Source organism: Mycobacterium sp. ST-F2, from assembly GCF_001905655.1.
Taxonomy (GTDB): domain Bacteria; phylum Actinomycetota; class Actinomycetes; order Mycobacteriales; family Mycobacteriaceae; genus Mycobacterium.
On sequence record NZ_JMHT01000024.1, the window covers coordinates 1 to 13024 of the forward strand.

Annotated in this window: 13 protein-coding genes; 4 read left to right on the plus strand and 9 right to left on the minus strand. The window is 67.2% G+C overall.

What is annotated here, in order from left to right; genetic code table 11:
- Positions 1–324 precede the first annotated feature (324 nt).
- Together tyrS and EB75_RS10935 are read right to left on the minus strand one after the other, a co-directional pair.
- On the minus strand, positions 325–1623 hold the full coding sequence (tyrS, locus tag EB75_RS10930) for a tyrosine--tRNA ligase (RefSeq protein ID WP_073695423.1): 1299 nt from the start codon (positions 1621–1623) through the stop codon (positions 325–327).
- 49 nt (positions 1624–1672) lie between these two features.
- A complete protein-coding gene (locus tag EB75_RS10935; RefSeq protein WP_073695424.1) occupies positions 1673–2284 on the minus strand; it encodes a DNA-3-methyladenine glycosylase in 612 nt (203 codons plus the stop codon).
- 69 nt (positions 2285–2353) lie between these two features.
- Here EB75_RS10935 and EB75_RS10940 point away from each other — a divergent pair, with 69 nt between their 5' ends.
- From EB75_RS10940 to EB75_RS10950, 3 genes are read left to right on the plus strand one after another with little or no spacing between them, the layout of a single operon-like run.
- Positions 2354–3118 carry an ABC transporter ATP-binding protein gene (locus EB75_RS10940; protein ID WP_073695457.1) on the plus strand — a complete coding sequence of 255 codons (765 nt, stop codon included), beginning with the start codon at positions 2354–2356 and terminating at the stop codon, positions 3116–3118.
- Complete coding sequence (locus tag EB75_RS10945) at positions 3052–3870, plus strand: ABC transporter permease (protein WP_073695425.1); 819 nt, start codon at positions 3052–3054, stop codon at positions 3868–3870. The genes EB75_RS10940 and EB75_RS10945 overlap by 67 nt, the downstream gene beginning before the upstream one ends.
- The gene (locus EB75_RS10950; protein ID WP_073695458.1) at positions 3867–4490 is read left to right on the plus strand and encodes a TetR/AcrR family transcriptional regulator; all 624 of its coding nucleotides are present in this window, start codon (positions 3867–3869) and stop codon (positions 4488–4490) included. Before EB75_RS10945 ends, EB75_RS10950 begins: the two co-directional genes overlap by 4 nt.
- On the opposite strand, the gene EB75_RS10955 is transcribed toward EB75_RS10950, so the two are convergent.
- The 3 genes from EB75_RS10955 to EB75_RS10965 form a co-directional block, all read right to left on the minus strand.
- On the minus strand, positions 4487–4693 hold the full coding sequence (locus EB75_RS10955) for a Trm112 family protein (protein ID WP_073695459.1): 207 nt from the start codon (positions 4691–4693) through the stop codon (positions 4487–4489). The two genes, EB75_RS10950 and EB75_RS10955, sit on opposite strands and share 4 nt — an antisense overlap.
- Before the next feature lie 8 nt (positions 4694–4701).
- Entirely contained in the window at positions 4702–5130 is a 429-nt protein-coding gene (locus EB75_RS10960) for a hypothetical protein (protein ID WP_083612157.1), read from the minus strand.
- 88 nt (positions 5131–5218) lie between these two features.
- Positions 5219–8191, minus strand: coding sequence for an acyl-CoA synthetase (locus EB75_RS10965; protein WP_174557654.1), 2973 nt, complete (start codon positions 8189–8191; stop codon positions 5219–5221).
- Positions 8192–8322: 131 nt separating this feature from the next.
- Between EB75_RS10965 and EB75_RS10970 the strand changes: the two genes are divergently transcribed.
- On the plus strand, positions 8323–10119 hold the full coding sequence (locus EB75_RS10970) for an ABC-F family ATP-binding cassette domain-containing protein (protein WP_073695427.1): 1797 nt from the start codon (positions 8323–8325) through the stop codon (positions 10117–10119).
- On the opposite strand, the gene EB75_RS10975 is transcribed toward EB75_RS10970, so the two are convergent.
- From EB75_RS10975 to EB75_RS10990, 4 genes are all read right to left on the minus strand, one after another.
- A complete protein-coding gene (locus tag EB75_RS10975; RefSeq protein ID WP_073695428.1) occupies positions 10109–10474 on the minus strand; it encodes a DsrE family protein in 366 nt (121 codons plus the stop codon). The genes EB75_RS10970 and EB75_RS10975 overlap by 11 nt on opposite strands.
- Positions 10471–10869 carry a nuclear transport factor 2 family protein gene (locus EB75_RS10980; RefSeq protein WP_073695429.1) on the minus strand — a complete coding sequence of 133 codons (399 nt, stop codon included), beginning with the start codon at positions 10867–10869 and terminating at the stop codon, positions 10471–10473. Before EB75_RS10980 ends, EB75_RS10975 begins: the two co-directional genes overlap by 4 nt.
- 220 nt (positions 10870–11089) lie before the next feature.
- Positions 11090–12649, minus strand: coding sequence for an HD domain-containing phosphohydrolase (locus tag EB75_RS10985; RefSeq protein WP_073695461.1), 1560 nt, complete (start codon positions 12647–12649; stop codon positions 11090–11092).
- Between the two features lie 16 nt (positions 12650–12665).
- Positions 12666–12965, minus strand: a complete 300-nt coding sequence (locus EB75_RS10990) for an HNH endonuclease (RefSeq protein ID WP_073695430.1) — start codon at positions 12963–12965, stop codon at positions 12666–12668.
- Between the last annotated feature and the right edge of the window lie 59 nt (positions 12966–13024).

The following is a 13024-nucleotide window of genomic DNA, read 5'->3' on the forward strand; positions in this document are numbered from 1 at the left end:
AAAACTGGCATCAAAAAACAACCACACCCCACAAACGGGAAAACACGAGGTGCAGTCAAAAAACAACAAACAAAAACCACCAAACACACTATTGAGTTCTCAAACAACACGCCCGACCTGACCGCGCAACAAACCCGCGGCTAAAAGCCGCGGTCCGTAGTGCGGGCAGTGAAGAACTCCCAACTTAATGGGTGTTACTCTCGGATTTGGTCTTTGCTCTCCGGCGCTTGTCCGTGTCGCTCTGACCTGGAATAAGTTACGGCAGGGCTAACAGCGAGTCAAATCGCCAGGTCAGCGCGCCGTTTCCCCTGGTCAGAGGGGGCGTCATCGGTGGCCAGACCCGGCAACCCGCCGAACCCCGGCGATGTGGCGCTTGCCACGCCGCAACACCAGCCAGCGCTCACCGAGAAAGTCTGACGGTTGTGGTACCCACTCGTCGCTTTCCACACGTGCGTTATTCACGTAAACGCCACCTTCGGCGACCGTTCGGCGCGCTTCCCCACGACTCTTGGACAGTCCCGTGGCGACCAACAGGTCGGTGATCCCGTCCGGACCACCCGGCATCAGCTCCGCGACCTGGCCATTACTGGCCTCGGTCAGAGCCGCCGACAGCGTCGATTCGTCGAGATCTGCGAGTTCGGCGCGGCCGAACAGCGCCTGACTGGCCAGTTCGACGGCGTCGGTCGCGGCCTGTCCGTGCACCAATGTGGTCAACTCCCGGGCCAGCCGGCGCTGGGCAGCACGCTCATGGGGACGCTCCGCCGTGGCGATTGCCAGTTCACCGAGTTCGTCGGCGGACAGGAAGGTGAACCAGCGCAGGTATCCGACGACGTCGGCGTCGGCCGCATTCACGAAGTACTGGTACCAGGCATATGGGCTGGTCAGCTCGGGATCGAGCCACAGATTGCCGCCACCGGTCGACTTGCCGAACTTCTTACCGTCGGCCGAGGTGACCAGCGGAACCGTCAGCGCATGTGCGGTCGCACCCAGCTTCTGCCGCACCAGTCGGACGCCGGCGATGATGTTTCCCCACTGATCGGAACCACCGATCTGCAGGCTGCAGCCGTGCTTCTTGTGGAGCTCGACGAAGTCGTTGGCCTGAAGCAGCATGTAGCTGAACTCGGTGTACGAGATCCCGTCGCCTTCGAGGCGCCGCTTGATGGTGTCGCGATCGAGCATGACGTTGACCGAGAAGTGTTTGCCCAGGTCACGCAAGAATTCGATGGCTGACATCGGCCCGGTCCAGGACAGGTTGTTCTCGACGATGGCGCCGTTGCCGGAGTCGTTGAACTCGACGAATCGCTCGAGCTGGCCGCGGATGCGTTCGGCCCAGTCCGCGACGGTGTCGGCGGTGTTCATGGTCCGCTCCCCGTTGTCGCGAGGATCGCCGATCATGCCGGTCGCGCCGCCGGCCAGCACGATGGGACGGTGCCCGGCTTGCTGGAATCGCCGCAGCGTGAGCAGGGGAACCAGGTGTCCGGCGTGCAGGCTGGGTGCGGTCGGGTCGAAGCCGGCATAGAGCGTGAGCGGCCCATCCGTCGTCGCCGCGGCGAGCGCTTCGCGGTCGGTCGATTGCGCGATCAGCCCGCGCCAGTCCAGTTCATCGAGGATGCCGGAATCCATATCGCCGATCTTGCCTCATCCATCGGCATAGGCAGGTTGGCGGCCGTCATCAGTCACTATCCCCCGGCGCGGCCGCCCGGGGACTGCGCCGGTAGTTCGACACCTCGGGGGTGCCCGGCAACCAGAACCGCCAGGCCCTGTCGGCGGCCTGGCTGACGCCCACGCGCGGCCCCGCGCTGCCCTCCTGCGGCGGATTCAGTTCCAGCCGGATCGGCGACCGCCGATCCATCAGGTCAATACCGTTGTCCGCCAACGTGATTCCGAGTGCCTCGCAAAGATTGCCGGGACCCCGAGCAAACGCGGCGGGCGTGATGCCGGCCCGCCGTCGGCGCTCGGCCACACCACATCCGTCGACGACGCGGGCCGCACCGAGCAACACCGCACCCGCCACCCCATCGGTACAGCAGACGACGTTGGCGCACACGTGAATTCCGTGGCTGCGGTAGGTGTACAGGTGCCCGGCCGGGCCGAACATCACCGCACTACGAGGGGTCGGGCCGCGGTAGGAGTGCGCCGCCGCGTCCGGCCAGGGTCCCGACGGCGGACCGCCGTACGCCTCGACCTCCACCACGGTGGCGGCGACGTCGCGGCCATGGAGAGTCGCCCCGAGCAGACGCCGTGCCGCCGTGACCGGGTCGACGGCAAGCTGCTCGGCGCTCATGACCCGTCATTCTGCCTGGCCCAGGCCCGGCCATTGACATGGCCACGCCACCGGCGGATTATTCATCATATGATGAGTTCATCGACGGATGAATTAACCGATCATGCATCTGACGTGGCGATTCGGCTCGATCACCTGACCGTCGTCCGCGGTAAACGACGCGCACTCGACGACGTGAGTCTGCAAGTCCGCCGCGGCAGCATCACCGGACTGCTCGGCCCGTCCGGGTGCGGCAAGACCACCCTGATGCGCGCCGTCGTCGGGACCCAGATCATCACGAGCGGCACTGTCACCGTGCTCGGCAGGCCGGGCGGATCAGCGGATCTGCGGCGCCGCGTCGGCTACGTGACCCAGGAGCCGACGGTCTACAACGATCTGCGCGTCATCGACAACGTGCGCTACTTCGCCGCGCTGACGGGCGTCGGCAAGACCGCGGCCGACGACGCGATCGCAGCCGTCGGACTGGACGATCACCGAACAGCGTTGTGCGGCAACCTCTCTGGTGGACAGCGCACCCGGGCATCATTGGCCTGCGCACTGGTCTCCAAACCCGACCTGCTGGTCCTCGATGAACCGACCGTCGGCCTCGACCCGGTACTGCGCGTCGACTTGTGGGAACAGTTCGACCGCCTGGCCCGCGCCGGCACCACCCTGCTGGTGTCGAGCCACGTCATGGACGAAGCCGACCACTGCGGCGAGCTGCTGCTCATGCGCGAAGGCCGGCTGCTCGCCCACACTACGCCGACCCAACTACGAGAGGACACCGGATGTTCATCGCTGGAGGAAGCGTTTCTGACCATCATCCGGCGCAGCACCGCGGCCAGAGCCGGTTGACGCTGCAGCCCTACCTGGCCACCACCGCACGCATCCTGCGGCAGCTCGCCGCCGACCATCGCAGCATGGCGATGATCCTGGTGGTGCCCAGCGCGGTCATCACGCTGATGTACTTCATGTTCAACGACCTGCCGCACCGCCCGGGCACGCTCTCGCCGTTCAACAATGCCTGCCTGATCCTGCTGGGTGTGTTCCCATTGATCGTGATGTTCCTGATCACCTCGATAACCATGCAGCGCGAACGCGTCTCGGGGACGTTGGAACGGATCCTCACCACTCCCCTGCGCCGGCTGGACCTGTTGGCCGCCTACGGCTCGGCGTTCTCGGTGGCTGCCGCCGCGCAAGCGACGCTTGCCTGCGTGGTGTCGTTCTGGTTCCTGGGCTTCGACACCGCGGGCAGCCCCGCACTGGTCTTCCTGATCGCGATCATCAACGCGGTGCTCGGCGTCGGACTGGGCCTGCTGTGCAGTGCGTTCGCGCGCACCGAGTTCCAGGCCGTGCAGTTCATGCCTGTGGTCATCGTGCCGCAACTGTTGTTGTGCGGCATCATCGTTCCGCGCGAAATGCTGCCCGACTGGCTCCGGTGGATCAGTGACGCGCTGCCCGCGACCTACGCTCTGGAAGCGCTCCAGGGGGTCGCCGACAACACGGAGATCACCGGCACCACGGTGCGCGACATCGTCATCGTGATCGCGTTCGCCGTCGTCACCATGTGCCTGGCCGCCGCGACCCTGCGCCGTCGGACGCCATGACCGCGACACAGCCACGGCCCCGCCGCAAACCACCCGGCCGTCCGACCGGCACCTCGGACACCAAGGAGACGATCTTGTCGTGTGCGCGGGAGCTGTTCGCCCGCAACGGCTTCAAGAACACTTCAGTGCGGTCGATCGCGGCTGCCGCGGGCGTCGACGCGGCGCTCGTGCACCACTATTTCGGGACGAAACAGCAGCTCTTCGCGGCCGCGGTGCACATTCCCATCGATCCGCAGATGGTGTTGGGACCGCTCCGGAGTACCCCGGTCGACGAACTGGGCCACACCCTGCCGTCGCTGCTGCTCCCGATCTGGGATTCCGAGCTCGGCGCGGGATTCATCGCGGCGTTGCGAACGATGCTGGGCGGCGACGAGGTGACCCTCTTGCGGACTTTCCTGGAGGACGTCATCACCGCCGAAGTCGGTGCGCGCGTTGACAATCCGCCTGGTACCGGACGAATCCGGGTGCAGTTCGTCGCATCCCAGCTGATGGGCGTGGTGATGGCCCGCTACATCCTGGAACTCGAGCCGTTCCGATCGCTTCCGGTGCCACAGATCATCGAGACCATCGGCCCGAACCTGCAGCGCTATCTCACCGGCGACCTGCCGGCACTGAGCTAGCTGGTCGCGCCGCTGATCAGGCGCTGATGCTCGGCGTCGTCGGTGACGTCGACCGCCTCATCGATGAGCAACACCGGTACCCCGGCGTCGATCCGGTAGGCCCGGCGCAGCCTCGGGTTGTAGAGGCATTCGTCCCCGACCAGCACCAGCTCGCCCCGGTCCTGCGGGCACACCAGGATGGCGCGCAAAGCTTCGTCGATCATCGTGGTCATCAACCCAACGGAATCTGCGAGCCACCGGTACCCGGCACCAGGCCGGGCGGCAGGCCACCGGGACCACCGATGACGATGGGGCTCTGCGGTTTCTGACCGGAGGCACGTGCCTGATTGCGCTTCTGGAACTTCACGGTGTCCTGCAGCGCGTGGATCAGCGGCACCTGGTTGGGCCGCTGGTCGAGCGCCGCCTCGATATCAGCAAGGTTGCCTTTCGAGGGACCGAAGCCCTGGGAGCGCAGTAACAGCGCCGTATGCAGCAACTTCGACAGGTCACCGCCGCTGTTACCGATGTCGTACTGGGCGTCGAGGTCGTCGAGGATGTCGGCGTGCGCAGCAGCGGGGGTGATCATCACACCGGCAGCCACAGCTCCCGCCAGAATCGCGCCTGCAACACCACGCCGCCTGCGGCTGGTGTGTGACGTCATGCGTTCTCCATTCGATATCTGCGCCCGACGGCGTGTACCCCGACTGACAAACCGCAGCCTAACAGCGCCGACCGGACGCGGCAGGCCGTCACGACAGACTGCTCGTCCCGGTCAGCTCGGCGTGGGCAGCTGACGTGAACGGCACGAACGCGTCGCTGTCGACGTCGAACTGCCACGAGTTGTCCGTCGGCTCGGGCACACCGGCGGCGCGCAGCTCGGCGAGCACCGGCCGGTACGACGCGTTCAGCGTCATCTCCGGCACCACGTGGATGAGGTCCGGCCCAACGCCGACGGGCAGATCGATGAACGCCTCACGGAGGTCTGCGGCGCTCACAGAACCACCCGGACGCAGGCTCAACGCGGTGACCGCCAATTCACGATCGCCGACCGGAACCCGGTACGTGACGGCGATGTCGACGGCGTCGAGGCGTCCCAACGCATTGCCGACCTCCTTGCCGAACACGGCGCCACGCGGGGTGCGGATGACCGAACGGCGGTTGTCGACCATCCAGTAATCGCCGTCGTCGTCCCGGCGGAACAGGAACTCTGTGGACACCCAGGTGTCACCGGGCGCGAACACGCCACGCTTGACCGCCGCCGTCGGGTCGACGGGCCCACGCGGCTTGGCCAACAGCACACCGACCTCGTTGGGCTCGGCGATGGCCACGAAACCGTCGTCGCCTTCGAGGATGAGGTCGTCGTCGACGTCGTAGGCGGCCAACGCGATCTGGCCGCCGCCCGGCAGCGGCCGGCCCTCGCTGCCGATCTTGAGGCCCGACACGTTGGCCAGCACGGCCTGGCCGTCGGTGGTGGTGAAGAACTCCAGGACGTGCGCGGGCTGGAAGGCCTCCTCGACCCGGCGCCACAACCCGGCCGGCATGCCCGAGCCGATGAACAGGCGCACGGGGTGCGTTCCGTTGAGCACGAACGACGGGTCGTCGATGACGTCGCGCAGCATGGCCCAGGTGTAGGACACCACGGTGACGCCGTACTGCCGCAGCTCGTGCACGAAGCGGTCCGGCCGCAGGCCACGCGACAGCGCGATGCGGGCACCGCCGACCACCGCGCCGCCCAGCGACACGAGCAGACCGGACTGGTGATGCAGCGGAGTCAGGCAGTAGACGGTGTCGCCACGGCCCAGGTTGGCCGCCGAGGCGGTGCCGAAAGCCGAGAGCGCCCAGCGGAAGTTGGTGATCTGCCGGGCCACCAGCTCACCGCCGACGTTGGCGAAGGCGACGTAGGCCAGGTCCTGCGCGTAGCCCGGGTTCGGCCGGTACCAGCCGGGCAGCTCGACGACGTCGGGGTTGATCTTCTCCATGTCCACGACATCGTCGTCGTCGTCAAGATGCAGGTCGCGGTTCTCGCCGCCACCGAGTACCAGCACGCGGGTCCGCAGCTTTCGTGCCGCGTCGAGATTGGCCGGGTCCGAGATGATGTCGGTGACGCCGCCGAGGCGGGCCGCCACGGCCAGGTCGGCATCGGGCGGCATCAGCACGGCCACCGCGCCGAGACGCGACAGCGCCGCGATGGCGACCAGCGCACTGGGGCGGGTCTCCATGAGCACGCCGACCCGAACGCCCTGTCGCACACCGACTTCGATCAGACCGCGAACGACGTTGTTGATGCGGCGGTCCACCGCCTCGTACGTGTGCACGCGGCCGTCGAACAGCAGGAATTCACCGTCCGGCGCACCCTCGGCCTGCTCGCAGATGATGCGGCCCAACGAGATTCGCGTGTGGTCGTTGATCTGACCCAGACGGGCCAACCGGGGCAGGGTCCGTACGGTCTCGATGGCCAGTGCCCGCGTGGACTTGCCGGCGGACACGACGGCGTCGGCCGCCGTGCTGGCCAAGGTGAAGGCCATTTCGGTCGCGGCCGCGGCACCATGCGCGACGCGCGTCGCCAACGGCACCGACTCACGCGGCAGTTCGGACTGCAGCGGCATCGGCACCACGTCGGCCGGCATCGGCCCGCCCGCGTCGAGCCACTTGACCCACGACGCGACCGTCGGCCAGCTCTGGCTGGCAGCCTTGGAACCCACGACGAGACCGAAATGCCCGACACGGATGAGGTACTCGTAGACATCGGCGTCCGGGGCGGCCCGCTTGATGCCGCGCACCGCGGCGGGCTGACCGATGTCGTCGACCTCACCGACCACCGCGAGCACGGGGCAGGTGATGTCGGACAGTGTCACCAGGTTGCCGTGGATGGCGAACCCGCCGGTCATCATGCGGTTGTGCGCGATGAATTGCTTGAGCAGTTCGGCGATGGCCGGACCGGACCAGGCGATCCAGCCTTCGCTGGCCAGGAACCGGCGCTGCTGCTCACGCGGCAACAGGGCTTCGCGGTCATGGAGCTGGCGCAGGAAGTCGAGCCGCGACTGCGCGGTCTTGATCGGGTCCAGCATCTGGAAACCGTTGCGCGCCAACCAACCCGGGATGTTGAGGCGGCTGAAGACATGGTCGGCCATGAAGTCGGCGACGCCGGATGCCAGGTTCGCCGGCATGTTCATCGGCAGTGCGGCCAGCGTGTCCACCGGAGAGCCGAAGGCGATGATGCTGGCCAGATCGCGCGACTGCCGGTAGGCGGCGGTCTGGTAGGCGAACATGCCGCCCTGCGAATAGCCGGCCAGGTGCACGTCCTTGCCGGTGGTCGCCTTCACGGTGTCGATGGCTGCGCTGAGCCCCACCACGTGGTCGGCCAGGTTGCGGTCCATGCCGCCCTCGACCTGATCCGGCGAGCCGAAGTCGATAACCCACGGGTCCAGGCCCGCGGCATGCAGGATGCCGACGGCGCCGTCGTCGCGCGTCACGTCCCACATGTCGGCGGACATCATCATCGGATGCACCATCAGCACCGGCGAACCGGCCGGGGCCGCGCCCGGACGGGTGTCCGGCGGGAAGTAGCGCCGCAGGCGGTACATCGGCACGCTCTCGACGATCTGGAACGGCGACGGCACGGCGCCGGTCTCCAGCCCGCCGTAGCGAAGTACTTCCAGGCCGTTCTGGGCGGTTGCTACCAACCGCTCCACCGGCCCGGTGATCACTGAAAAGTCCACCACCGGGTACTCCCTTTTGGTCAAATAAGTACAAATCCCCCTGATTACGACGCCATCATGGCACAACGCGCTGGTTATCTCGGTGTTGCGGCGTGGCGTAGAGCCTTCCGGCCGCCGCCTAGAATCAGCGCCTGATGGCGCATCTATTGGGGGCCGAAGCCCTGCATCTGGAATTTCCGACCCGCGTGGTTTTCGATTCGCTGACGGTCGGGATCGAGGAGGGCGACCGGATCGGCATCGTCGGCCGCAACGGCGACGGCAAATCCAGTTTGCTGGCAATGCTCGGCGGGCGACTGAAACCGGACTCCGGCCGGGTCACCGTGCGCGGCGGCGTCCGCATCGGGATGCTCGACCAGGCCGACACCCTCGACCACACCGACACCGTCGGGCACGCCGTCGTCGGCGACGTCCCCGAGCACGAATGGGCGGGTGACCCCCGCGGCCGCGACGTCATCGCCGGACTGCTGGGCGACCTCGACTGGAACGCGGTGATCGGCACGCTGTCCGGCGGCCAGCGCCGTCGCGTCGCCCTGGCCCGGCTGCTCGCCGGTGACCACGACGTCCTGATCCTCGACGAGCCGACGAACCACCTCGATGTCGAGGCCATCACCTGGCTGGCCGCGCATCTGAAGAAGCGCTGGGCCGCGAACGCCGGTGGCCTGCTCGTGGTGACCCACGACCGGTGGTTCCTCGACGAGGTCTGTACCGCCACCTGGGAGGTGCACGACCACATCGTCGAACCGTTCGAGGGCGGCTACGCGGCGTACATCCTGCAGCGCGTGGAGCGGGACCGCCAGGCGGCCGCCAGTGAGGCGCGACGGCAGAACCTGGCCCGGAAGGAACTCGCGTGGCTGCGTCGCGGTGCGCCGGCGCGGACGTCGAAGCCCAAGTTCCGCATCGACGCCGCCAACGCGCTGATTGCCGACGTGCCCGAGATCCGCGACAAGGTGGCGCTGCAGTCGCTGGCCGTGACTCGGTTGGGCAAGCAGGTCGTCGACATTCTGGACGCGTCGGTGAGCTACGGCGAACGCGAGGTGCTGCAGGACGTCGAGTGGCGCATCGCGCCAGGCGAGCGCACCGGCATCCTCGGCGTCAACGGCGCCGGCAAGTCGACGCTCCTCGGACTGATCGACGGGTCGGTAGAGCCGACCGGCGGCCGGGTCAAGCACGGCAAGACGGTGCAGATCGCCGCCCTCACCCAGGGCGTGGAGAAGCTGGCCGAGCATCTCGACGAGCCCGTGCGCGTGGTGCTGAGCCGGCTGGCCACCACGTACTCGTTCGGATCCGGTTCCAAGGCAACCGAACTCACGCCGAGCCAGCTACTGGAGCGGCTGGGCTTCGCGAGCGCCCAGTTGTCGACGCCAGTGCGGGATCTGTCCGGTGGACAACAGCGCCGACTGCAGCTGCTGCTGATCCTGCTGGAACAGCCCAACGTGCTGATCCTCGACGAGCCGACCAACGATCTGGACACCGACATGCTGGCGGCCATGGAGGATCTGCTGGACTCCTGGCCCGGCACGCTGATCGTGGTCAGCCACGACCGGTACTTCCTCGAGCGCGTCACCGATCAGCAGTTCGGCATCCTCGGCGGACGGCTACGTCATCTCCCGGGCGGGGTCGACGAGTACCTGCGGTTGCGCGCCTCGCACGCGGCTCAAACCGGCACCGCCGCAGCCAAACCGACCGCAGCCGTGTCCGAGGGGTTGTCGGGCGCCGAACTGCGCGCGGCTCAGAAGGAGATCACCGCGATCGAGCGGCGACTGGAGAAGCTCGCCGGCCAGATCGACACCGCGCACCAGCGTCTCGCCGAGCACGACCAGGGCGACTACGAAGGGCTGCAACGCCTCACGGGGTCGCTGCGCGAGCTCGAAGCCGAAGTGACCGAGGCGGAGGAACGCTGGATGGAACTCTCCGAGGAAGTCAGTAGCTGAACGTGGTGGCGGGCTCGTCGCCGATCCACTGCCACAGCGGGATGGTGCCGCCGAGGTCTGCGTTGGTCAGCACCTGGTCGGCGTCAAGCCCCTTCGCGTTGAAGCAGATCGGGCAGATGAGGAACTTGCCGCCGGCGGCTTCGTAGCGGGCCATCAGGTCCGGCAGCGGCGGGCACCCGTCGCAGGCGACACCGAGGGCGAATCCGGGTAGCGCAAGCCGGACGGCTTCCTTGGTCAGGAACATCATCGTGGGGTGACCCTGTTCGGCCGCGCCGACAGCCACCAGCAGGGCAATGGTGACCTTCTCGGCGTCTTCCAGACCTGTGGTGAGGCTGATCGCCACTTTCGAGCTCATGAGCGGTTCTCTTTCTGTTCGGGCTGAAATCCGGAGCACAGCAAGTCGATTGAATGAATGCAGTCGTCGGCAACGGCAAACATGCGCTGTTCGACGAGCCTGACGACGGTCGGATCCCCGGGCGGCGAAGTGCGGACGCGCCAGCTCAGCGCGACGCGGTCTCCGACGCGGCCGACGGAGGCGTCGACCAGTTCGAAGGTGTCGGCGCCGAACCAGTGCCGGAACCGGCCGACGGTGGCGTCGACTCCGGTCAGCTCTATGGGCCCCGGCGGAATCAGAGCCCGGAAGCGGATGTCGGAATCCAGGCAACGACCCAGTGCATCGAAATCCCGCCCGGCGAAGGCCTCCAGGAAAGCGCCTGCCACCGCCCATCCCATGTCGGTGTCGTTGGTCATGTATCGGTTCTACGGCCCGCGGCAGGACCGGCACATCGGGTGAATACCCGATCTATTCGGTCAGCTCACGCGGCACGCCATAGATACAGGGTGAACGGCCCGAGTTCGAGTATTGGCGTTGACCCCGCGCTGACGGCGCAGGTCTCTCGACCTTTTGCGCCACAGATACAGGGTGAACGGCCCGAGCTCAGATACTGGCGTTCACCCTGTGCCGAAGCCTCTATTCGGCGGCGCTGACCAACCCGTGACGCATCGCGAACATCGCGGCAGCGCCACGGGTCGACACCCCGATCTTGGTGTAGATGTGTTCGACGTGCGTGCCCACGGTCCGCGGAGTGATCGAAAGGTGTTGGGCGATCTGCCGATTCGACGAGCCACGGACCAGCAGCTCGAGCACTTCGAGTTCTCGACTCGTCAGCCCGGCGACCATTTTCGGCCGACGAACGGTGCGGCACCCGGCCGCCGTCAGCACTGCACCGACAGCCGCGCCGTCGAGGCGACCGGCGGTGACCTCGGCGTGCATGGCCGCTGTGCGATCGGCCTGCGAGAAGGCGACGCGGTGCGGACGATCCTCGCCGAGGGCCTGATAGACCGCAGCGGCGGCGAGCAGCCTGGCAGTGACGGGAATCGCTGTGCCGGACAAGCCACGTGGGTATCCGCTGCCGTCCATCCGTTCATAGCCGACGGCGGCGACGGCGCCGATCTCGCACAACCGCGGCTGCCGGCACAGCACGCGTTCGGTGAGATAGGGGACGGTGCGGACGCGTTCGCGTTCGGCGATGGTCAAGGGACCCGGCTTGTTCCAGATGCCCGTGGACACCCCGATGGCCCCGATCCGGTGCACCAGCGCCGCGCGCTCGGCGAGGGCGACGTCGTCGTCACTGAGTCCGGCGATTCTGGCCGCGGCTGCGGTGAGTTCCGCGACACGACGCGAATAGCCAAGGAACCAGGGCGATTTCAGGTCGGCGTAGTCGGCGAAGACCTGCAGCACCGCGGTCAACTCACTGTCCGGGACCGTGCAATCCAGCGGTGTGCAGCCGCTGATCACCGAGCCCCAGGCGTCCACGGTGTCCAGTCCCCCGAAGATCTCGTCGGGACGGGCGCAACAGAGGTCGACGAGTTCCGGGTCGAACTCTGTTTCCCGGCGGCTGCGCAGCATGGTCAGCGCGGCCTCGACGCCGCCGGCGCGGTGGTGGACTTCCGCGTCGTCGGCGATGTGCACGACGCGCATCACCGGCTCGATCTGCGTGCCCCCGACTCGTCCCGGAACGCCCTTGCCGTCCCAGCGTTCGAAGGCGTCCAGCAGGGCGGCACGCACCTCGGGCGGCAGGTCCAGCCGGTCGGCGATGTCGCTGGCCGTTTGACAGTGGCTGACAAACAGTTTCGGCATATCGGCGACGCCTTGCGCCAGGAAGCGGCCCACCATGGTGATGCGCTGCAGCGCCGGCTGGCCTTGCGCAAGGTGACCGAGGAGAAACCGCGCCATGCCCGGGCCGACCTTGTCCATCTGGTAACTGTCGGCACGCATCTGGAGGTCATCGCCGAACCAGTGGGCCAGCTCGTGCGAGTCGGCGATGCAGCCCGTCCAGGCCAGCAGTGACACATAGAAGGCGGCGGCCTGATGCTCGGGTGGCATCCCGGCCGCTGCAGCCAGACGTGTCGCGATGACGGTCTGGCGCAGGACATGTTCCTGCGGCTGCCCCAGACCCAGGTCGGTGGCCAACGAGAGGGAGGCAATGAGCTCCGCCAGGCGCACGTCGGGCGTCTGGGTACCGGGCATCGGCTCAGCGTAGGCGTCAGGAGCCGGCATATTGCGCCAGTTCCCTGGCGATGGTGGCCTTCCTGAGCAGAAACCTGCCCTCATCCAACTTCTTTCGGCGCAGCCAACCGGTGACCTCGGCGTTGCACTTGCTCGCGTTGCACGACCGGCACGCGGGCACCACATTGTCGAGGGTGTACCGACCACCGCGCGAGATGGGCTGCACGCAATCCTTCTGCAGATCGGCGTCGTCGGCCCCGCAGTAGGCGCAGCCACCCCAAATCTGTTGCAGGACAGTCCACTGCTGCGTCGTCAGGTCGTGGTCGACCTTCGCCATCCGACGTTTGCGACGTCTGGCGTAGACCGCGGCACGGCTTCGGGCAGGCACCGCCCGAG